A 19,992-nucleotide genomic window follows, 5' to 3' on the forward strand; every position below is an offset into this window, starting at 1 on the left:
ACGGCTCCGGTACGCGGGGACAGGACCGCCCGTACCCTGCCATGCGGGTGAGGCCCCCGCACGCGGATTACGCGCCCCGCCGCCCGGCGCCGCTCCGCCCCATCGACTCCACCAGGGGCAGCATCCGGTGGGCGACCCGCTCGCGCAGCGCGATCTCCGTACGGGTGCGGACCACGCCCGGCAACCGGATCAGCCGCTGGATCACGTCCTCCAGGTGGCCCGCGTCCCGGGCCACCACCCGGGTCAGCAGATCGCCCCCGCCGGTGATGGAGAACGCCTCGACGATCTCCGGCACGGAGGCGAGCGCGTCGCCGACCTCGTCGAGGTGGCCCTGCGTGACCTCCACGTGCACGAAGGCCAGCACGGGGTGCCCGAGCGCGGCGGGGGAGAGGACCGGGCCGGTGGCCGTGATCACCCCGTCGCGTTCGAGCCGGTCGATGCGGGCCTGCACGGTGCCCCGGGCGACGCCCAGGATCCGCGCGTACTCCCGCACACTGGTGCGCGGCTGCTCGATCAGGAGCCGCAGGATGCGGGTGTCGAGTTCGTCCACCGCCATGACGTGCCGGCCTCCCCGTGCCCGCCGGAGCGGGCCGGCCCCGGCGTGATGGTCCGCCCGGCGGAACGATCCGCGCGATCCGCCGGAATGATCCCGACTGTACCCAGTCCGCCGGCCCGAGGTCGTCCGCCCGGGCCGTTCTGGCCCCCGCTGGTCCGTTGGCTCGCACCTGGGTCGGTGAAACACCCGAAAACGGGGCCATTGGCACAGCTTTCCGGAGCCGATTTGAGCCAAGGGCCCGATCGGTGTTTTCCTTGTACCCATCAGGTACTTTCGGCGCCGCAGCGCCGGGACGGCGACGAGGCCGCCCCGGACCGCGGCGCCTTCGTCGTGTCCGTGCGCGCCCCACCACCCCCGGGGCAGGGCGCACGGCGGGCGAGCGGCAAGACGAGGGGGCGGCCGACCGTCATGAAGAGGATGTTCGTGGCTCCGGATCCGGGGCTCCTCCGGCTCAGGACCGGACTGCGCGCCGTGCTCGGCATCGCGCTCGCGGTGGCCGTCGCGGAGCTCGCGGGATTCTCGCTGACCGCGTCGATCACCGGAGGACTGGCGGCACTGCTCGCCCTGTTCACCGTCGCCGACGCCACCGTCCGCCGCCAGGCCGTCACCACCCTGCTGCTGCCGCTCGCCGGCTTCCCGGTCCTCGCACTGGCCACGCTCCTGCACGAGCACACCCTGCTCCGGGACGCGTCCTTCCTCCTCGTCGTCCTCGGCGGCGTCTACGCCCGGCGCTGGGGCCCGCGCGGCCACGCGCTCGGCATCTTCGCCTTCATGAACTTCTTCATCACCCAGTTCCTGCACGCCGTGCCCGCCCAGCTCCCCGAGCTGTACGCGGCCGTGGGCATCGCCCTCGCGGCCGCCGGGGCGGTGCGCTTCGTGCTCTGGCCGATCGAGCGGCGCACCCCGCCGCCCGCCGCCCCCGCCCCGCTGCCCGGCACGGGCCTCGCCCGGATCACCACCCGGCAGGCCGTCCAGGCCACCGCCGCCTGCGCCGTGGCGCTCGGCATCGGGCAGGTCCTCTCCGAGGACCGCTGGTACTGGGCCGTCGGCACCACCTGGTGGATCTTCGTGAACACCGTCTCCCGCGGCGAGACCCTGGTCCGCGGCTTCCGCCGCTTCCTCGGCACCCTCCTCGGCATCGCCGTCGGCATGGCCGTCGCCCTCCCGCTGCACGGCGCCCCGCTGCCCACCGCCCTCCTGGTGGCCGTCTGCGTCTTCGGGATCTTCTACACCGCGCCCCTCTCCTACAGCTGGATGATGGTCGCGGTCACCGTGATGGCCGGTCTGCTGTACGGGCTCCTCGGCGTCCTCGACCCGGCGCTGCTCGTGCTGCGCCTGGAGGAGACCGTGGTCGGCGCGGTCTGCGCCGCCCTCGCCGTCCTGCTGATCCTCCCGGTCACCACCCACGCCATCAACGACGCCTGGATCCAGCGCGCCCTGCGCGCGGTCCACGCCGCGACCGCCGCCTCCGAGCGGCGGCTCGCCGGCGACGAGCAGGCCGACCCCACCCCGCACGTCGCCGAGCTCGACCTGCTCCTCGGCCGGGTGCGGCTCTCCCTCGCCCCGCTCGTCCACCCGCTCAGCCCCTTCCGCGAGCGCAAGGCCCGGGCCCGTCAGGTCCTCGCCCTGCTCGACGAGTGTGCCGCCGAGGTGCGCGGCCTCGCCGCCGTCGCCGCCGACCCGGACGCCAGCCACGACGCCCGGCTCGCCGCCGCCTGCTGGCGGGTCGAGGCGGCCGTCGAACGCCTCACCTCGCCCCGTACGCCCGCCCCGTCCCGTACGCCGGAGGCCGGTACGCCTACGCCGGAGACCGCCCCGGACCGGCCCGCCGCGGAGCCCGGGGCCGGGCCCCACCCGGCCCCCGCCGCCCTCGGGCACGTCAGCGGTCTGGAGCGGCTGCTCGCCGCCCTCGACGAACCGCTCCGCACCCCGCCCGGCTCCCTCCTCGTCCGTTCCTGACCGGAACGAGGTTGGTCTAGACCGCCTGCTAACGTCGGCCCGAGACGGCCGGTCGCAGCGACCGGCCCCGGGGCAGGGAGGCGCCGTGGGCGGGACCGAGCGGACACACGAACGGGGAGCGGGCCGGGTGCGGGCCTACCTCGGCTCCTTCACCTCGGCCGGCGGCCGCGGGGTGCTCGCCGCCGACGTCGACCCGGCCACCGGCGCCCTCACCGTGACGGGCGGCACCGACGCCGTCCCCGACCCCTCCTACCTCGCCCTCGCGGACGGCGTCCTGTACGCGGTCTCCGAGACCGACCCGGGCGCCGTCGCCGCCCTCGACCCCGCCGGCCCCGCGCCGCGCCCGCTCGGCGCCCCCGTCCCCGTCGACGGTTCGGGCCCCACCCACCTGGCCGTCGCCGCCGGCCACCTCCTCACCGCCAACTACACCTCCGGCAGCGTCACCGCCCTGCCGCTGGCCCCCGACGGCACGCCGGGACCCGCCACCGCCGTCCTCCGCCACGAGGGCGGCGGCCCGGTCGCCGACCGCCAGGACGCGCCCCACGCCCACCAGGTCCTGCCCGACCCCGGTGGACGCTGGGCGGTCAGCGTGGACCTCGGTACGGACTCCGTGCGGGTCTGCGCCCTCGACCCGGCCACCGGTGCCCTCCGCCTCCACCGGGAGACCGCCCTGCGGCCCGGCTACGGCCCCCGCCACCTCGCCTTCCACCCGGCGGGCGGCCACGCCTACGTGGTCGGCGAACTGGAGCCCGCCGTCACCGTCTGCCGCTGGGACGCCGAGCACGGCGAGCTGACGCCGCTGGCGGAGATCCCGCTCGTCGACACGGACGCCGCAGGGCCCGCGTACCCCTCCGCCGTCGTCGTGGCGCCCGACGGACGGTTCCTGTGGGTGGCCGTGCGCGGCACCGACACGATCGCCGTCCTCGTCCTCTCCCCGACGGGCGACGAGGCGATCCGCTCCACCGCCGTGTCCTGCGGCGGGGAGTGGCCCCGCGACCTCGCCCTCGACCCCTCCGGGCGGCGGCTGTACGCGGCGAACGAGCGGTCCGGCGACGTCACCTGGTTCGACGTCACCCCCGGGACCGGCACCCCGGTCCGCGCCGGCTCCACCGAGGTCCCGGCGGTCACCTGCGTCGTCTTCGGCTGAGCGGGCCGCCGGTACGGCCCCGGGCGCCACGCCCGGACACGCGGAAGGGCCCGTACCGGACGGTTCGTTCCGGTGCGGGCCCTTCCGCGAGGGTCGGGGCGTCAGTGGGCCGGGGCCGCGCCCTGCTGCGGGAGACCGAGCACGGCCGCGTACTGCGAGGCCACCAGCTTGCCGAGCGCCGGGTAGGCGCCCAGGGTCTCGGCGGCCGGGCAGCCGGCCTCCTTCGAGGCCTCGTCGAGCAGGCCCTCGGCCAGCTCCGGGCCGATCAGGTACGGGGCCAGCGCCAGCTGCACGGAACCCGCCTCGCGCAGCTGCTCCGCCACGGAGGCGATCGAACCCTCCTGGTCGAGCGCGGCGGCCATCACCGGCACGGCGAGCCGGGCCGCGAGCAGCATGCCCGTGATGCCGGCGGCCTGCACGGCCTCCTCGCCGCCGACCGTGGCCAGGACGATGCCGTCCGCGGCGGTGGCGACGGTGAAGAGCCGGGCGCGGTCGGCGCGGGCGAGCCCCGCCTCCGACAGGCGCACGTGCAGCGCCTCGGCGAGCAGCGGGTGCGGACCGAGGACGTCGGCCAGCTCGGCGGTGTTGCCGCCGTCCATGACGGCCTGGCGGATCCGGCGCATGACGGCGCTGTCCGGGCCCGCGAGCAGCGGGACGACGATCGCGGCCGGGCCCTCCGGGGCCCCGACCTCACGGCCGGCCGCCACGGCGATCCGGTACCGCTCCTCGCGCAGCTCCGCCGCGGCGGTCAGCACGCCGGCGAGCGTCGGGTACTCCTCGCCGTCGCCGTCCACGAAACCGATCGCGGCCTCCAGGCCGGGCAGCTCGGACCGGGCGATGCTCACCAGCTCCTCGGCCAGTGCGCGTATGGCGGCCGAGGGCGTGCCGGGGACGGCGAGCACCAGGGCGGGAGCGCCCTCGGGCGCCGCCGCCGGGTCGGGGCGACGGTGCCGCCCGGACGGGCGGGGGCGCGGCATTCGTACAGGCAGGCCGTTGGCGGGCCCAGTGGGGGAGCTCATGGCGCCGCATGCTACTAACTTTGCGGACGGGCGCGTTCGGTGAGGTACGACCCCGCGCCTTCTGTCCCTGTATGTCCGGTCGCAGGTCCACCGGATCGTGGACGGGGACCCCGCCCGGCTCCCGGCACCCCCTCGACCAGCGGCGATGCCCTCCCGGGGCCGTGGTGCGCCGGTACCGGTCAGAGGATCCGGAGCAGGGCCGGGTCCTCGGGGAGCAGGCTGCCGCCGGAGGCGAGCGCGGCGGCCAGCGTCACCGCGCCGTCGAGCGGATCCCCCGCGGGAGCGACGGCCGGAACCTCGGGCAGCCGGTCCGCGAGCGCGGCCCGCACCGGTACGAGGAGCGGCTCCCCCAGCCGGAAGAGGCCCCCGGTGAGCGCCACCACGGCCGCCGGGTCCGGCGGGCAGACCGCCTCGGCGGCGTCGGCGATGTGCTCGGCGGCCCGCCGCAGGATCCCGGCGGCGACCGGGTCGTCCGCCGCGCAGGCCGCCACCTGCGGCGCGAAGGCGGCGAGCACGGCCGGCCGGTCCGTGCGCGGGTAGAGCGCGCCGGGCAGCCCCGCCGCCGGGCCGTGCAGCTTCTCCGCCCGGGCCAGCAGCGCAGCCGAACCGCCGCGCCGCCCGTCGTACGCCCGCAGCGCCGCCTCCAGGCCCGCCCGGCCGATCCAGGCGCCGCCGCCGCAGTCGCCCAGGAGGTGGCCCCAGCCGTCGGCCCGGTGCCAGCCGGTCAGGTCGGTGCCGAGGGCGATCAGGCCGGTGCCGCCCGCGACGACGACGCCGGGCCGCGCGCCGAGCGCCCCGGCGTAGGCGGTGACGGCGTCGGCGGCGAGCACGGTCCCGTGCACCCCCCAGGCCTCGGCGAAGGCCCCGGGGAGGACCGCCCGCAGCTCCTCGCCGAGCGTGGCCATGCCGGCGGCGCCCACGGCGGCGGCGACCACCGGCCGCCCCTCCCCGGCGTGCGCCCGCAGCGCGGCGACGGCCGGCAGCGCCGACTCCAGGAAGTGCGCGGCGGAGATCCCGCCCGGCCCGGTCCGTACGGGGCCGGGCGCGGCCGCCCGGTCGAGCACCGTCCCGTCGGCGGCCCGGGCGAGGGCGATCCGCAGCCCCGAACCGCCCGAGTCGATCCCGACGACCACCGCGTCCGCCGGCCCGCCGGCGCGCTCGCTCACGGACTCCACGCTGCAACCGTCCTCACCGGCCTCACCGGGTGGGGGCCTGGGGCCGCAGTCTAGGGCGGAGGGTGTTGTCGTTGTAGACCGCTAGAGTGACGGACCGTGACTGCGAGACCGTTGAACGAACTGGTGGAGCCCGGCTGGGCCGAGGCCCTGGAGCCCGTCGCGGGCCGGGTGGCCGCGATGGGCGACTTCCTGCGGCAGGAGATCGCCGCGGGCCGGACCTACCTGCCGTCGGGGCAGAACGTACTGCGCGCCTTCCAGCAGCCGTTCGACGACGTGCGGGTCCTGATCGTGGGTCAGGACCCCTACCCCACCCCGGGGATGGCGATCGGGCTGAGCTTCGCCGTGGCCCCGGAGGTGCGGCAGCTGCCCGGCAGCCTGGAGAACATCTTCCGGGAGCTGCACACCGACCTCGGGCTGCCCCGGCCGTCCAACGGCGACCTGACCCCGTGGACCCGGCAGGGCGTCCTCCTCCTCAACAGGGCGCTGACCACCGCCCCGCGCAAGCCGGGCGCCCACCGCGGCAAGGGCTGGGAGGAGGTCACCGAGCAGGCTATCCGCGCGCTCGCCGCCCGCGGCAAGCCCCTGGTGTCGATCCTCTGGGGCCGCGACGCCCGCAACGCCCGTCCGCTGCTCGGCGACCTGCCGGCCGTCGAGTCCGCGCACCCCTCCCCGATGTCCGCGGACCGCGGCTTCTTCGGCTCGCGCCCCTTCAGCCGGGCCAACGAGATGCTGGTCGCCCAGGGCGCCGAGCCGGTGGACTGGCGCCTGCCCTGACCCGGCCGGGGAGGGGACGTCCCGTCAGATCAGCGCCGCCCGGACGCACAGCACGTCCGGCAGGTGCTCGGCGAGGAGCTGCCAGCTGTCGCCGTCGTCGGCGCTCGCGTACACCTCCCCGTTGCGGTTGCCGAAGTAGACGCCCGCCGGGTCGGCGTCGTCCGTGCACAGCGCGTCGCGGAGGACCGTGCCGTAGTGGTCGCCCTCCGGGAGCCCCTTGCCCAGGGGCTCCCAGCTCGCGCCGGCGTCCGTGGTCCGGTAGACCCGGCAGCGGCGGCCCGCCGGGACCCGGTCGGAGTCGGCGGTGATCGGGAAGACGTAGGCGGTGCCGGGGCGGTGGGGGTGCGTGGCGGCGGCGAAGCCGAAGTCGGAGGGGAGCGGACCGCCGATGTCCGTCCAGCTCCGTCCGGCGTCGTCGCTGCGGTAGACGCCCCAGTGGTTCTGGAGGTACAGCCGGTCCGGGTCGCCCGCGTCCTGCGCGATCTTGTGCACGCACTGGCCGAACTCGGGGTGCGGATCGGGCAGGAAGACCGCGGAGACGCCCTCGTTGGACGGGACCCAGGAGGCGCCGCCGTCCCGGCTGCGGAAGACGCCGGCCGTGGAGACGGCCACCGTGACGGCGTCGGGGTCGCGGTGGTCGGTGACGACCGTGTGCACGGCCTCGCCGCCCCCGCCCGGCACCCACCGGGAGCGGGTGGGGTGCTCCCACAGCGGCCGGACGAGCGTGAAGGACTCCCCGCCGTCGTCGGAGCGGAAGAGCGCGGCCGGTTCCGTGCCCGCGTAGACGACGCCGGGGGAGTGGGCGGGGGCCGGGTGGAGCTGCCAGACGCGCTCCAGGGAGGCGCCGGTGTCCTGGGGGAACTTCACGGCGGGGGCGGCCGGTTCGGTCCAGGTGCGGCCCAGGTCGTCGGAGTGGAAGACCGACGGGCCCCAGTGGGAGCTGTCGGCGCCGACCAGCAGTCGGGGGGTGTCCGACCGGGTGTCGACGGCCACCGAGTAGACGGCCTGCGCGGGGAAGTGGGGATCGTCGAACTCCCAGCGCCCGTCGTGCCTGCGGCCGATGAAGAGTCCCTTGCGGGTGCCTACGGTGAGAAGTACGTCGGGCATGGTCGCCCACCTCCAGGACGTCGTTGTCGCGGATACGGGCCAGTCTGCACCCGGGTACTGACAACGGCTCCGGGGGCACCCCACGCCCGGACGGCGGCGGGTGTCCCCGGGAGGGGCGGGCGCCCTCAGATCGCCCAGGCGTACTGCGGGGGCGCGAAGGTGGAGGCGTTCAGCTCGCGCGCGGCCCGGCGGGCCCAGGAGGCGTCGCGGAGCAGCTCGCGGCCGAGCAGGACCGCGTCGGCCTCGCCGTTCGCCAGGATCTTCTCGGCCTGCTCGGGCTCGGTGATGAGGCCGACGGCGGCGACCGGGAGCCCGGTCTCGGCCTTGACCCGGGCGGCGAAGGGCACCTGGTAGCCGGGGCCGACGGGGATCCGCGCAGGCCCGCCGTTGCCGCCGCTGGAGACGTCGAGCAGGTCGACGCCGTGCTCGCGCAGCAGCCCGGCGAAGCGGACGGTCTCGTCGGGGGTCCAGCCCGCCGCCTCCAGCCAGTCGGTGGCGGAGACGCGGAAGAAGACGGGCAGGTGCTCGGGCCAGACGGCGCGGACCGCGTCCACGACCTCCAGGGCGAGCCGGGTCCGGTTCTCGAAGGAGCCGCCGTAGGCGTCGGTGCGGTGGTTGCTGTGCGGGGAGAGGAACTCGCCGATGAGGTAGCCGTGGGCGCCGTGCACCTCGACGACCTCGAAGCCGGCGTCCAGGGCGCGGTGGGCCGCGGCGGCGAACTTCCCGACGATCTCCCGGATGCCGTCCTCGGTGAGTTCGGTCGGGACCGGGTACCCCTCGTCGAAGGGGACGGGGCTGGGGCCGACCGGCTGCCAGCCCTCCTCCGCGGGGGCGGGGCCGCGGCCGAGCCAGGGGCGCTGGGTGGAGGCCTTGCGGCCGGCGTGCGCGATCTGGATGCCGGCGACGGCGCCCTGCGCCTTCACGAGGGAGGCGATCCGGCGCAGGCCCTCGGTCTGGGCGTCGTTCCACAGGCCCAGGTCGGCGGGGCTGATCCGGCCCTCGGGGGAGACGGCGGTGGCCTCGACCAGGATCAGGCCGGTGCCGCCGGTGGCGCGGGAGCCGTAGTGGGCGAGGTGCCAGTCGGTGGCGACCCCGGCGTCCGGCCCGGAGACCTCCGCCGAGTACTGGCACATCGGCGCCATCCAGACGCGGTTCGGGACGGTCAGCGAGCGGAGGGTGCAGGGCTCGAACAGGGCGGCGCTCATCGCGGACTCCGTTTCAAGGCGGCGGGGTGCCGGGCACGGGGAGGCCCGGCGAGATGCTCGTACGATACCCCTCGTAGTACGACACCTGTCAAACTACGAGGGTGCTCGTACAATGAACCCCGTCCCGGACCGTCCCTCCGGGGAGAACGGAGCCGCCGCCATGACGACCCCCGCAAGCCCCCGCCTCCTGGAACACCCCGCGCGCGAGGAGATCGGCCTGGAGCCGGTGCTGCACGCGCTCTCGGACGCCGTGCGGCTGCGGATCGTGCGGGAACTGGCCGCCTCGGAGACCGAGTTGAGCTGCTCGTACTTCGTCCTCCCGGTCACCAAGTCGACCACCACCCACCACTTCCGGGTGCTGCGCGAGGCCGGCGTCATCCGGCAGGACTACCGGGGCACCGCCAAGCTCAACAGCCTCCGCCGGGCCGATCTCGACGCCCTCTTCCCCGGTCTCCTCGACACGGTCCTGGCGGCCGCCGAGGCGCAGTCCGCCCGCCGGGACCCGGCCGGGACGGAGAGGGTGCCCGCGGCCGCCCCCGTCACAGCGACCGCATCCGGTTGATCTCGGCCGTCTGCTGCGCGATCACGTCGTTCGCCATCTCCTCCACCAGTACGTTGTTCCCCTCGCTCAGCGCCTCGGTGGCCATCGTCACCGCCCCCTGGTGATGGGTGATCATCAGGCGCAGGAAGAGCCGGTCGAACTCCGCGCCCTTCGCCGCCCGCAACTCCGCGAGCTGCGCCTCGCTCGCCATGCCCGGCATGGCGTGGTGGTCGTGACCGCTCTCCTCGCGCGGCCCGCCGTTGTTCTTCAGCCAGCCCTCCATGGCGCCGATCTCCGGGCCCTGGGCCGCCGCTATCCGCGCGGCCACCTTCTTCACCGGGGACGAGGCCGCCCGGTCCGGGACCAGGTCCGTCATGGTCAGCGCCTGGCGGTGGTGGACGATCATCATCGTCACGTACCGGAAGTCGGCCGCGTTGGGGCTGTCGTCGGGCAGCAGTGAGGCCGCCTCCTGCGGTGAGATCCGCCGCGCCGGCTCCCCGGGTCTGCCCGGCGCGACCACGGAGGGCCCGGACGGCTCCCCGGCCGCCCTGGGCGTCCCCTCGCCCGGCTCCGACTCGCAGGCGCCCAGGGCCAGTACGGCGAGGGCGGTCAGGACAACGGCGGCGGCGGTGCGCCGACGGCGGATCAGCAACGGGGCCTCCTGGGCTGCTTGCGGTCCGAACTTCTTGCGCTCTGACGGCTTCTTGCGGTCTGGTGCTTCTTGCGGTCGGTGGGGTCGATCCTGTCGGTTGTTCCGGGTCGCCGGGCGAATTCCCGTATGACATTCGTGTTGCCATCTGTTGAGATGTGCACGCCAAGGAACATACTGCCGGGGTCCCACATCCGTTCCCACCCGGAACGGATCCCGAGGGAGGACGGAGTGAATCACTTGCGCACCATCCGTACCCCGCACGACTCCACCCGTCAGTCGGCGAGACGTCTCGGCGTCGCCGCAGCCGCGGCCGGTCTCCTGGCCACACTGCTCGCGGCAGGACCCGCCGCCGCGATCCCCGACCCCGGAGACACCCCGCTCCGGGGCGCCGTCTCGTCCGCCCAGGCGGCCGACGCACGCGCCGCCATCCAGAGCGGCGAGATACCCGGAGTGGACGAGATCGTCCACTCCGACAACATCGAACACCTCGTCAACATCCCCAAGGACGCCCTCAAGGGCACCAACTCGGACCTGGCCTTCCAGGGCAAGTACGCCTTCGCCGGCAACTACGACGGCTTCCGGATCTTCGACATCAGCGACCCGAAGGACCCGAAGACCGTCGCCCAGGTCCTCTGTCCCGGCTCCCAGAACGACATCTCGGTCTCCGGGAACCTCCTCTTCCTGTCCACCGACTCCTCCCGCAGCGACAACTCCTGCAACAGCACCACGCAGCCCGCGTCGGTGAAGGAGTCCTGGGAGGGCATGAAGATCTTCGACATCAGCGACGTCACCGACCCGAAGTACGTCGCCGCCGTGGAGACCGCCTGCGGCTCCCACACCCACACGCTCCTGCCGAAGGGCGAGGACGTGTACGTGTACGTCTCCTCCTACTCGCCGAACGTGGCGTTCCCGGACTGCCAGCCCCCGCACGACGGCATCTCCGTGATCAAGGTGCCCCGCGCGGCACCCGAGCAGGCGGCGGTCGTCGGCTTCCCCGTCCTCTTCCCCGGCAAGGGCCCCGACGGCGGCGGCAACCCCGGCGCGCCCACCAACCCGGGCGTCTCCAAGACCACCGGCTGCCACGACATCACCGTGCTGCCCGGCAAGAACCTCGCCGCCGGCGCCTGCATGGGCGACGGCATCCTCCTCGACGTCTCCGACCCCGAGCACCCCCGGGTGCTCGACCAGGTCCAGGACAACGTCAACTTCGCGTTCTGGCACTCCGCGACCTTCAACCAGAAGGCGAACAAGGTCGTCTTCACCGACGAGCTCGGCGGCGGTGGCGGCGCGACCTGCAACGCGGCCGTCGGCCCGAACCGGGGCGCCAACGGCGTCTACGACATCGTCGGCAAGGGCAAGAACCGCAAGCTCGTCTTCCGCAGCTACTACAAGATCCCGCGCCACCAGGCCGACACCGAGAACTGCGTCGCCCACAACGGCTCGCTGATCCCGGTCAAGGGCAAGGACATCATGGTCCAGGCCTGGTACCAGGGCGGCGTCTCCGTCTGGGACTTCACCGACTCGGCCAGGCCCCGGGAGATCGCCTACTTCGAGCGCGGACCGATCTCCGCCGACCGCCTCGTCGGCGGCGGCTCGTGGTCCGCCTACTACTACAACGGCCACATCTACTCCAACGACCTGGTGAAGGGCTTCGACGTGCTGAAGCTCTCCGACCGGCGCACCGACCCCGCCCGGCGCATCACGATGGACGAGCTCAACGTCCAGACCCAGCCGGACTACTTCGAGGACTTCGACCGCGACTGACCCCGGCCACCTCAGAGCACGCCGTCGGGCGGACCCCCGTCCGGCGGCGTGCCGCGCTCCCAGGCCAGGCCGTACCGATGGAACAGCTCCGCGCGCAGCCGCGTCACCGGCATCGGCGCCCCCGGCAGCAGCACCGCCACCACCGCGCCCATCAGCAGCGCCCGCAGCAGCGGATAGTCCCGGTCCACGTCCTCGGAGCCGTACCGCTCCACGGTGTCCCGCAGCAGGGAGGCGAGCCGCTGCTGCTCCTCGCACCGCACGAACCCCTCGGCCTGGAGGATGCCGGCCATGTGCGTCCGCATCAGCGTCGGCCGCTCCACCGCGAGCCCCAGGATCGCGTCGATCGCCCGGGCCAGCCGCTCCTCGCCGTCCTCCGTGCGCGGCTCGCGCTCCAGCGCCTCGGCGAGCGTCAGGTGCATCAACCGGTGCACGGCCGACTGGAGCAGCTGGCGCTTGCCGGGGAAGTAGTACGAGACCAGACCGCGGGCCACCCCGGCCCGCTCGGCGATGGAGCCGAGGGTCGTGGCCTCGTACCCGTGGCGCCCCACGAGCTCGACCGTCGCCTCCAGGATCCGTTCCCGCGAGCGCCGCCGGAGTTCTTCGTTGACCGATGGGCTACGCGGCGTCATGCTGGGCTCCTGCGTTGACTGGCTCTCGGCCAATATACTCAGCGTGGACCGCCGCTCCGCCCCTGTGGCGTGACGGCGGGGAGGCCGCCTTTCCTGGGCGACACGGGGGATCGTCCAGGACGGGCGGCCTCGTCATGTCCCTTCCTCTCCATGGTCCCGCTCCCGCGCGGGGAGGGGGCGGCGACCGGGGAACCGGCGGTACGACACCACCGCGACGGCCACGCAGCACCAGCCGAGCAGCCAGCCGGCCAGCACGTCCGACGGCCAGTGCACCCCCAGGTAGATCCGGGTCCAGCCGGCCCCGAGCACCGAGACCACCGCCACCCCGGCCGCCGTGCCCCACCCCCGCCACGGCTCCCGTCCGACGAGCGCCAGCACCCACAGCAGCAGCCCGCAGACCACCGCGGCCGTCATCGCGTGCCCCGAAGGGAAGGAGGCGTACGAGGCCGAGTCCACCGGCTCCCGCCAGACCGGTCGCTCCCGGTCGACCAGCGCCTTGACCGCGTGCTGCACCCCGGCCGCTCCCAGGCAGGTCCCGGCCACCCACAGCGCGAGGCGCCGCCGCCCGTACAGGACGAGGGCCAGGACGACGGCGAGGGCCAGCGCCCGCAGCGTCCACGGGTCCCACACCCAGTCGCTCAGCGTCCGGTGGACGCGGGTGAGCCCGGGGTGGGCCAGGGCATCGCGGTGCAGGGCCTCGTCGACCGCCCGGTCGAAGGAGAGCAGCGGGGGCCAGCCGACCTCCACGAGCACGAGCAGCAGCAGGGCGAGACCTCCGGAGACCACGGCGGAATTGCGCATTCCACGATCCTGCCGGACCGGCCGCCGAGGATCGCTCCGCGCAACACCGGGACGCGCGCGGGCGGGCGCGCCATGTGTCACGGCCGTCAGCCGAGGGCGACCAGGCCGGGGAAGAAGGCGACGAGCACCGGGACGACCGGGACGAGCGCGGCCGCCGCCGTCAGCCGCAGGCGGTGCACGGCGGGCAGCCGGGGCGTGGCGGCCAGCAGCCGGTCGACCCGCTGGGGGAGCCCGGCCACCGGCCTGCCGCCGGGCGGGGCGGCGAACACCCCGCGCTCCTCGTTGAGTTCCACCAGGGCGAGCGCGACGGTCAGCCGGCCGAAGCGGCGCGAGGCCACGTCGTCGGCGGCCAGCTCGACCAGCCGGTGCATCTCCTCGCGGAAGGCGGCGAAGACCGGGATGCCCGGGAAACCGGCGGCCAGCGCGCCGGAGCAGTGGAGCAGCCAGTCGTGCCGGGCCCGGGCGTGCCCCTGCTCGTGGGCGAGGACCGCGTCGAGCCGGTGCCCCTCCAGGCGGCGCAGGGCGGCGGTGGTGACGACGAGCCGCGGGGCCGCCCCGGGCAGCAGCCAGGCGTCGGGGCGCTCGCCCTCCAGGATCACGAGCCGTCCGCCGGCCGGCTCCTCCCCGGGCAGCAGCGGGGAGCGGGCCAGCAGTTCGCTCCGGCGCTGCCGGCGGCGGGCGCGGGCCAGGCCGATCTCCCGCCCGAGCATGGCGCCGGACCACAGCCCGGCGGCCGCGAGGACCACGGCGAGCACCGCCGACCAGGGGCCGCTGGTGGTGAGTTGGTACGCGTCGACCACCGCGCGCGGCGCGGGCGCGAACACCTGCCCGCGCACCGCGGCCCAGGCTGCGGCCGCGCTGAAGGTCATCGAGAGCGCGAAGCTGACAAGCACCGCGGCCACCACGCACTGCCACACCCACAGCGCGACGACCGGTTCTCGCTCCGCCCAGTGGGCCCGGGCGAGCAGCCGGGGTGCGGTGAGAGAGGTCAGGGCGCCGAGCAGGAGCAGAGCGAGGGAGACCCACATGGCGCCAGGGTATGAGCGCGGTGCTCCCCGGGGGTATGGCCTCACCTGGCAAGTGACGTACGCCACGGTTTCACCGACCGGACCCCGAACGCCCGTACAGCGGACGGGACTCGGAACACACGGGGCCGGAGCGAGCGGAACCCGGAGCGCGCGGAACTCAGAGCGTGCAGAGCATCGCCAGCATGGCGAGCCCCATCGACAGGCGGCACACCCGTGTCAGCTCAGGCCGGGTCGCCCACCCGGGCCCGGGCCCTCCGCCCGCCGCCGGTCCGGCCACGCGCGCGTGCGGGACGGCCGGGACGAGCCGGGCGCCGGAGCGGAGCACGTACACCGTGTAGTAGAGGAGCAGCCCGCCGGTGAGCAGGGGTATGCCGCCCGCGGCGGCCGGACCTCCGGCACCGTGCGCCGCGTGCACCCCCTGTGCCCCCGTGACCGCCGGGGCCATCGCGAACGCCATGTAGACCATGGCGAGGGAGCCGACCGCGTGGTGCAGCCGGTGCGCGTCGCGGCCCGCCGCGAAGAGGTCCCGCGCCGCCACCGCGCCGAACAGCGCCGCGTACACCGCCCAGCTCCACGGCGGCGGGCTGAGGACCGCGGCCGGCAGCGCCATCGCGGCCATCCCGAAGCCCATCACCGCCTCCGCGCGCGCGGCTCGCCGCTCCTCGCCCGCGCACGCCCGCATCCGCAGCAGGCAGTACGCCCCGCTGGACGCGCAGAGCGCGACGAGCAGCCACCCCGACAGGGCCGGACCGTGCACGGCGCACCTCCCCTCGACTCGGGCCCCCTCGACTCGTGCCCAGGAGGGACTGCCCGTCACCGTGCGGCCGCACGCGGGCGCACGGGCGCGCACAGGCGTACGAAAGGGGAGTGCGGTGGCGCGCGTTAGGCTCGGGGACGATCGCGTACGCCGATCCACAGCGCCCGAGGGGAGCCCCGCACGATGGACACCGCCACGCCCGTTCCCGACACCGCCGCGAGCCCGGAGGCCGACGCCGTCAGCTACCGGTGGGCGGCGCTCGACGACGTCCCCGTGGTGGTGCCGCTCGTCGAGTCGGCCTACCGGGGGGACGCGAGCCGGGCCGGCTGGACCACCGAGGCGGACCTCCTGGACGGGCAGCGGACCGACCCGGAGGGCGTGGCCGCCGTGATCACCACCCCCGGCAGCATGCTGCTGCTCGTGGAGCGGGACGGCGAGACGGTCGCCTGCTGCCAGCTGGAGCGCCGCGGCGAGGCCGCCTACTTCGGCATGTTCGCGGTCCGGCCCGAGCTCCAGGGCGCCGGGCTCGGCAAGCGGATCATCGCGGAGGCCGAGCGGCGGGTCCGCACGCTGTGGGACGTCCGCGAGATGCACATGACGGTGATCACCGCCCGCGAGGAGCTGATCGCCTGGTACGAGCGGCGCGGCTACCGGCGCACGGGCGAGACGAGCCCCTTCCCCTACGGCGACGAGCGCTTCGGCGTGCCCCGGCGCGAGGACCTCCGTTTCGAGCTCCTGGTGAAGCCTCTGGACTGAACCTTCCGACGGAAGCACGCTCCTACCCCCCAACCGACGGGAAAAACTTCTGTCGGAGGGGTGTCTCACGGGAGAATTTCTCTTGCTCCTCTTGCGGTGATCAGCCCTGCGTGGATACGGTTTCTTTACGCAAGGTTCTCCTGTGGAGGAAGAGGCATGACGGAAATTCTTGTGCAGGACGTGACCGGTGGGGGGATAGCCACCGACGCCCGCGTGATCGACCACCCCGCCTGGCCGGAGCTCAAGGCCGCCGTGGAGGAGATCCGCGCCTGGCAGCGCGCCGACGGTTCCGTGGACTTCGAGGCCGAGGGCGCGCCCGCCCGCTCCCTCGTCGAGCGGACCGTCGACCGCATGGTGACCGCCGTCGAGCAGCTCTCCCCGCTCGTGCCGCACGACGCCGAGTACCACCGCGCGCTCGTCGCCGACCTGCGCAAGTGGGCCGAGGGCGGCTTCGCCGTCCCGGACTTCCTGGACTCGCTGCTCGTCTTCCACCCGGCCACGAGCCGCGCCGACGGGCTCCAGCACCTCGTGCTCTTCCCGATGTACACGCAGAACGGCAACCCGGACCGCAACTTCGAGGCCGTCGTGCTCCGCATGGTCTGGCCCGAGTGGCTCTCCGACCTCGAGGCCACCCGGTACGACAACCCCGGCTTCTGCGGCATCACCTTCGAGGACTTCACCGCCGGGTACGACACCAACTCGGCCGTCCTCTTCCCGGAGACCGTCGCCGTCCGCGAGGTCCCCGAGCGCTTCACCTGGGGCGGCATCTTCTGCGACCGAGAGGCCGCCCGCTTCCGCAAGGTCACCGAGGCCGCCGTCGACACCCTGGGCCTGAAGCTGCCCGCGGACATCGCCGCCATGCTCGACGACCAGACCCGCTGCCAGCAGGCGTTCGTGCTCTGGGACCTGGTCCACGACCGCGCCCACAGCCGCGGCGACCTGCCCTTCGACCCCTTCATGATCAAGCAGCGCCAGCCGTTCTGGATGTACGGCCTGGAGGAGCTCCGCTGCGACCTCACCGCCTTCAAGGAGGCCGTGAAGCTGGAGGCCGAGGGCAACACGCACGGCCGTGACGTGCAGTACGCGGTCCTCTTCGACCGGATGTTCCGCTTCCCGCTCACCGGCGACCGCAACCGCAACTACGACGGCCTGGGCGGCCAGCTCCTCTTCGCGTACCTCCACAAGAACGACGTGGTGCGCTGGACGGACAACATCCTCACCATCGACTGGGAGCGGGCCCCCGAGGTCACCAACCGCCTCTGCGGCGAGATCGAGACCCTCTACCGCGACGGCATCGACCGCCCGAAGCTCGTCCACTGGTTCAAGGCGTACGAGTTCGTCTCCGGCTACCTCGCCCCGCACCCGGGCTCCAAGTGGGCCAAGGGCCCCGACGCCCTGGACCTCACCCTCCCGCCGCGCAAGCTCGTCGACGACGTGCTTCCCGACGAGTTTCCGCTCAGCATGTTCTTCGAGGCCCTCGCCAAGAAGCTCAAGGGCGTGATCGCCGACACCAAGGGCATCACGGCGGCGGACCTCGCGGGCACCGAGCGGGTCGCCGCGTGAGCGAGCCCCGCCAGGAGACGCAGAAGACGGAGGAGGAGGCGCCCATGAACGCCGAAGCGAACGGTGGCTCCCTCGACGGAGCCGTCATCGCGGTGGCCGGCGCGGCCGGCCCCGCCGGCAAGGCGGCCCTGCTCCGCCTCGCCGAGGCCGGCGCGACCGTGATCGCCGCCGACGCCGACCCGGCCCGCCTCGCCGAGGCCGTCGACGCCGCCCGCTACGCCCACGGCGGCGCCGAGGTCGTCGGCGACACCGTCGACCTCCTCGACCTCGACGCCACGCGCGCGTGGGTCGACAAGACGGAGAAGGAGTTCGGGCGCGTCGACGGGCTCGTCCACCTCGTGGGCGGCTGGCGGGGCGCCCCCTCCTTCGCCGAGAGCGACCTCAAGGACTGGGACTTCCTGGAGAAGCTCCTGATCCGCACGGTCCAGCACACCTCCCTCGCCTTCCACGACGCCCTGCTCCGCAGCGGCGGCCGCGGCCGCTACGTGCTGGTCAGCCAGGTCGGCGCGCACAAGCCGCAGGCCAACAACGCCGCGTACAACGCGGGCAAGGCCGCCGCCGAGGCGTGGACCCTGGCCATGGCGGACTCCTTCCGCAAGCTGGGGGGCGACGACGGCCCGCAGGCGGCGGCTGCCATCCTGGTGATCAAGGCATTGGTGCACGACGCGATGCGCGCCGAACGCCCCAACGCGAAGTTCGCGGGCTTCACCGACGTGAAGGACCTGGCCGACGAGGTCGTCGGCCTGTGGGACCGGCCCGCCCAGGAAGTGAATGGACAGCGCCTGTGGCTGACCCCCGAGCCGTGACAGCGGCCCTCGGACCCCGGACCGACGCCCGTCGGCACCACGACCCGTCGGTCCGGGGCTTCGCCAGTGACAACTACGCCGGCGTCCACCCGGAGGTCCTCGCCGCGATCGCCCTCGCCAACGAGGGCCACCAGGTCGCCTACGGCGAGGACGAGTACACCGACCACCTCCAGCGGATCATGCACAGCCACTTCGGCCCGCTGGCGGAGGCCTTCCCGGTCTTCAACGGCACCGGCGCGAACGTGACCGCCCTCCAGGCGCTCACCGACCGCTGGGGCGCCGTGATCTGCGCCGAGACCGCCCACATCAACGTGGACGAGGGCGGCGCGCCGGAGCGGATGGGCGGCCTCAAGCTGCTCACCGTGCCCACCCCGGACGGCAAGCTCACCCCCGAGCTGATCGACCGGCAGGCCTGGGGCTGGGAGGACGAGCACCGGGCGATGCCCCAGGTCGTCTCGATCACCCAGAACACCGAGCTGGGCACCGTCTACACCGTGGACGAGATCCGCGCCATCGTGGAGCACGCCCACTCCAAGGGCATGAAGGTGCACCTCGACGGCGCCCGGATAGCCAACGCCGCCGCCTCCCTCGACGTGCCGATGCGCGCCTTCACCAACGCGGTGGGCGTCGACGTCATCTCGTACGGCGGCACCAAGAACGGCATGATGTTCGGCGAGGCCGTGGTGGTCCTCAACCCGGACGCCGTCAGCCACATGAAGCACCTGCGCAAGCTGTCCATGCAGCTCGCCTCCAAGATGCGCTTCGTGTCGGTGCAGCTGGAGGCGCTGCTCGCCAAGGACCTGTGGCTGCGCAACGCCCGGCACGCCAACGCGATGGCCCGCCGCCTCGCGGACGGCGTGCGCTCCCTGGACGGGGTGGAGATCCTCTACCCGGTGCAGGCCAACGCGGTCTTCGCGCGCCTCCCGCACGAGGTCAGCCGCCGGCTCCAGCGGCGCTTCCGCTTCTACTTCTGGGACGAGGCGGCCGGCGACGTGCGCTGGATGTGCTCCTTCGACACCACGGAGGAGGACGTCGACGCCTTCCTCCAGGCCCTGAAGGAAGAGCTGGCTCGCTGAGCCCCTGAACGTCTGCATGAATATGCGGTCGAGTGGAAAAAGATTGACTCCACTCGGCCGCATTCCTATGCTTTCAATCCATGGAACTCGTTCGGCAGACCCCCGACATTTCCGCCTATGTGGCCGCAAGCGAAGCGGTCGACCTCGATCATCCGCTGGTGCAGGAGACCGCCGACCGCCTGTGGAGCGTGCACCCCGACGCATACGCATACGCGAAAGCGGCCTACGAGTTCGTGCGGGACGCCATCCCGCACTCCGCCGACTCCGGCGACCAGCGGGTGTCCTGGCGTGCCTCCGAGGTCCTGGCCACCCGCAACGGCATCTGTGTCTCCAAGTCGCACGCCCTCGCCGCGCTGCTGCGGGCCCGCTCCCTCCCCACGGCCTTCTGCTACCAGCGGCTCACCGAGGAGGGTGCCGACCCGATGGTCCACGGGCTCGTCGCCGTGAAGCTGCCCGGGATGAGCCGGTGGGCGCGACAGGACCCGCGAGGAAACAAGGCGGGGGTCGACGCGCGGTTCTCCCTGGAGGAGGAGCGGCTGGCCTGGCCCGTTCGACCGGAGTTCAGCGAAGTGGACTACCCGGTACTCTATGCTGAACCTCACCCGGTCGTCCTGAAGGCCCTGCAGGAAGCTGTGGACCGGACCCATCTCTGGAAGACGTTCCCCACCGAACTCTGA

Annotated in this window: 20 protein-coding genes; 10 read left to right on the plus strand and 10 right to left on the minus strand. The window is 74.0% G+C overall.

The annotated features are described in order from the left end of the window. Positions 1-67: 67 nt before the first annotated feature. Entirely contained in the window at positions 68-556 is a 489-nt protein-coding gene (locus QK442_RS03490) for an Lrp/AsnC family transcriptional regulator (protein ID WP_282692282.1), read from the minus strand. 408 nt (positions 557-964) lie between these two features. Between QK442_RS03490 and QK442_RS03495 the strand changes: the two genes are divergently transcribed. Together QK442_RS03495 and QK442_RS03500 are read left to right on the plus strand one after the other, a co-directional pair. Further along, complete coding sequence (locus QK442_RS03495) at positions 965-2,515, plus strand: FUSC family protein (RefSeq protein WP_282692283.1); 1,551 nt, start codon at positions 965-967, stop codon at positions 2,513-2,515. Between the two features lie 85 nt (positions 2,516-2,600). After that, positions 2,601-3,662 (plus strand): lactonase family protein, encoded by a 1,062-nt coding sequence (locus QK442_RS03500; protein WP_282692284.1) that lies wholly within the window; start codon positions 2,601-2,603, stop codon positions 3,660-3,662. A 101-nt stretch (positions 3,663-3,763) separates the two neighbouring features. On the opposite strand, the gene QK442_RS03505 is transcribed toward QK442_RS03500, so the two are convergent. Then, positions 3,764-4,681: a hypothetical protein gene (locus QK442_RS03505; RefSeq protein ID WP_282692285.1), complete on the minus strand. Its 918-nt coding sequence runs from the start codon at positions 4,679-4,681 to the stop codon at positions 3,764-3,766. Positions 4,682-4,860: 179 nt separating this feature from the next. After that, positions 4,861-5,856, minus strand: coding sequence for a BadF/BadG/BcrA/BcrD ATPase family protein (locus tag QK442_RS03510; RefSeq protein ID WP_282692286.1), 996 nt, complete (start codon positions 5,854-5,856; stop codon positions 4,861-4,863). Between the two features lie 96 nt (positions 5,857-5,952). Between QK442_RS03510 and QK442_RS03515 the strand changes: the two genes are divergently transcribed. Further along, complete coding sequence (locus tag QK442_RS03515) at positions 5,953-6,630, plus strand: uracil-DNA glycosylase (RefSeq protein WP_282692287.1); 678 nt, start codon at positions 5,953-5,955, stop codon at positions 6,628-6,630. Between the two features lie 24 nt (positions 6,631-6,654). Here QK442_RS03515 and QK442_RS03520 read toward each other — a convergent pair whose 3' ends face one another. Together QK442_RS03520 and QK442_RS03525 are read right to left on the minus strand one after the other, a co-directional pair. Next, on the minus strand, positions 6,655-7,737 hold the full coding sequence (locus QK442_RS03520) for an exo-alpha-sialidase (RefSeq protein ID WP_282692288.1): 1,083 nt from the start codon (positions 7,735-7,737) through the stop codon (positions 6,655-6,657). Positions 7,738-7,862: 125 nt separating this feature from the next. After that, positions 7,863-8,942 (minus strand): NADH:flavin oxidoreductase/NADH oxidase, encoded by a 1,080-nt coding sequence (locus QK442_RS03525; RefSeq protein ID WP_282692289.1) that lies wholly within the window; start codon positions 8,940-8,942, stop codon positions 7,863-7,865. A 160-nt stretch (positions 8,943-9,102) separates the two neighbouring features. Here QK442_RS03525 and QK442_RS03530 point away from each other — a divergent pair, with 160 nt between their 5' ends. Continuing rightward, complete coding sequence (locus QK442_RS03530; protein ID WP_282692290.1) at positions 9,103-9,504, plus strand: helix-turn-helix domain-containing protein; 402 nt, start codon at positions 9,103-9,105, stop codon at positions 9,502-9,504. Here QK442_RS03530 and QK442_RS03535 read toward each other — a convergent pair. Then, positions 9,482-10,135 (minus strand): DUF305 domain-containing protein, encoded by a 654-nt coding sequence (locus tag QK442_RS03535; protein ID WP_282692291.1) that lies wholly within the window; start codon positions 10,133-10,135, stop codon positions 9,482-9,484. The genes QK442_RS03530 and QK442_RS03535 overlap by 23 nt on opposite strands. 246 nt (positions 10,136-10,381) lie before the next feature. Here QK442_RS03535 and QK442_RS03540 point away from each other — a divergent pair, with 246 nt between their 5' ends. Next, positions 10,382-11,899: a hypothetical protein gene (locus tag QK442_RS03540; RefSeq protein ID WP_282692457.1), complete on the plus strand. Its 1,518-nt coding sequence runs from the start codon at positions 10,382-10,384 to the stop codon at positions 11,897-11,899. Positions 11,900-11,910: 11 nt separating this feature from the next. Here the strand turns inward: QK442_RS03540 and QK442_RS03545 are convergent, their stop codons facing one another. From QK442_RS03545 to QK442_RS03560, 4 genes are all read right to left on the minus strand, one after another. Beyond that, positions 11,911-12,528 (minus strand): helix-turn-helix domain-containing protein, encoded by a 618-nt coding sequence (locus tag QK442_RS03545; protein ID WP_282692292.1) that lies wholly within the window; start codon positions 12,526-12,528, stop codon positions 11,911-11,913. 132 nt (positions 12,529-12,660) lie between these two features. After that, on the minus strand, positions 12,661-13,329 hold the full coding sequence (locus QK442_RS03550; RefSeq protein WP_282692293.1) for a phosphatase PAP2 family protein: 669 nt from the start codon (positions 13,327-13,329) through the stop codon (positions 12,661-12,663). 86 nt (positions 13,330-13,415) lie between these two features. Next, positions 13,416-14,357 (minus strand): M56 family metallopeptidase, encoded by a 942-nt coding sequence (locus QK442_RS03555; RefSeq protein ID WP_282692294.1) that lies wholly within the window; start codon positions 14,355-14,357, stop codon positions 13,416-13,418. 157 nt (positions 14,358-14,514) lie between these two features. Beyond that, entirely contained in the window at positions 14,515-15,114 is a 600-nt protein-coding gene (locus QK442_RS03560; protein WP_282692295.1) for a DUF5134 domain-containing protein, read from the minus strand. Between the two features lie 183 nt (positions 15,115-15,297). On the opposite strand from QK442_RS03560, the gene QK442_RS03565 reads away from it, so the two are divergent. The 5 genes from QK442_RS03565 to QK442_RS03585 all read left to right on the plus strand — a co-directional run bounded on the left by QK442_RS03565 (position 15,298) and on the right by QK442_RS03585 (position 19,992). Continuing rightward, positions 15,298-15,870, plus strand: a complete 573-nt coding sequence (locus tag QK442_RS03565) for a GNAT family N-acetyltransferase (RefSeq protein ID WP_282692296.1) — start codon at positions 15,298-15,300, stop codon at positions 15,868-15,870. A gap of 156 nt (positions 15,871-16,026) precedes the next feature. Next, complete coding sequence (locus QK442_RS03570; protein ID WP_282692297.1) at positions 16,027-17,433, plus strand: DUF6421 family protein; 1,407 nt, start codon at positions 16,027-16,029, stop codon at positions 17,431-17,433. Positions 17,434-17,477: 44 nt separating this feature from the next. Continuing rightward, a complete protein-coding gene (locus QK442_RS03575) occupies positions 17,478-18,239 on the plus strand; it encodes an SDR family oxidoreductase (protein ID WP_282692298.1) in 762 nt (253 codons plus the stop codon). Then, positions 18,236-19,315: a low specificity L-threonine aldolase gene (locus tag QK442_RS03580; RefSeq protein ID WP_282692299.1), complete on the plus strand. Its 1,080-nt coding sequence runs from the start codon at positions 18,236-18,238 to the stop codon at positions 19,313-19,315. Before QK442_RS03575 ends, QK442_RS03580 begins: the two co-directional genes overlap by 4 nt. 80 nt (positions 19,316-19,395) lie before the next feature. Beyond that, complete coding sequence (locus QK442_RS03585) at positions 19,396-19,992, plus strand: transglutaminase family protein (protein WP_282692300.1); 597 nt, start codon at positions 19,396-19,398, stop codon at positions 19,990-19,992.

This window comes from Streptomyces sp. CC208A (genome assembly GCF_030010625.1).
GTDB lineage: Bacteria > Actinomycetota > Actinomycetes > Streptomycetales > Streptomycetaceae > Streptomyces.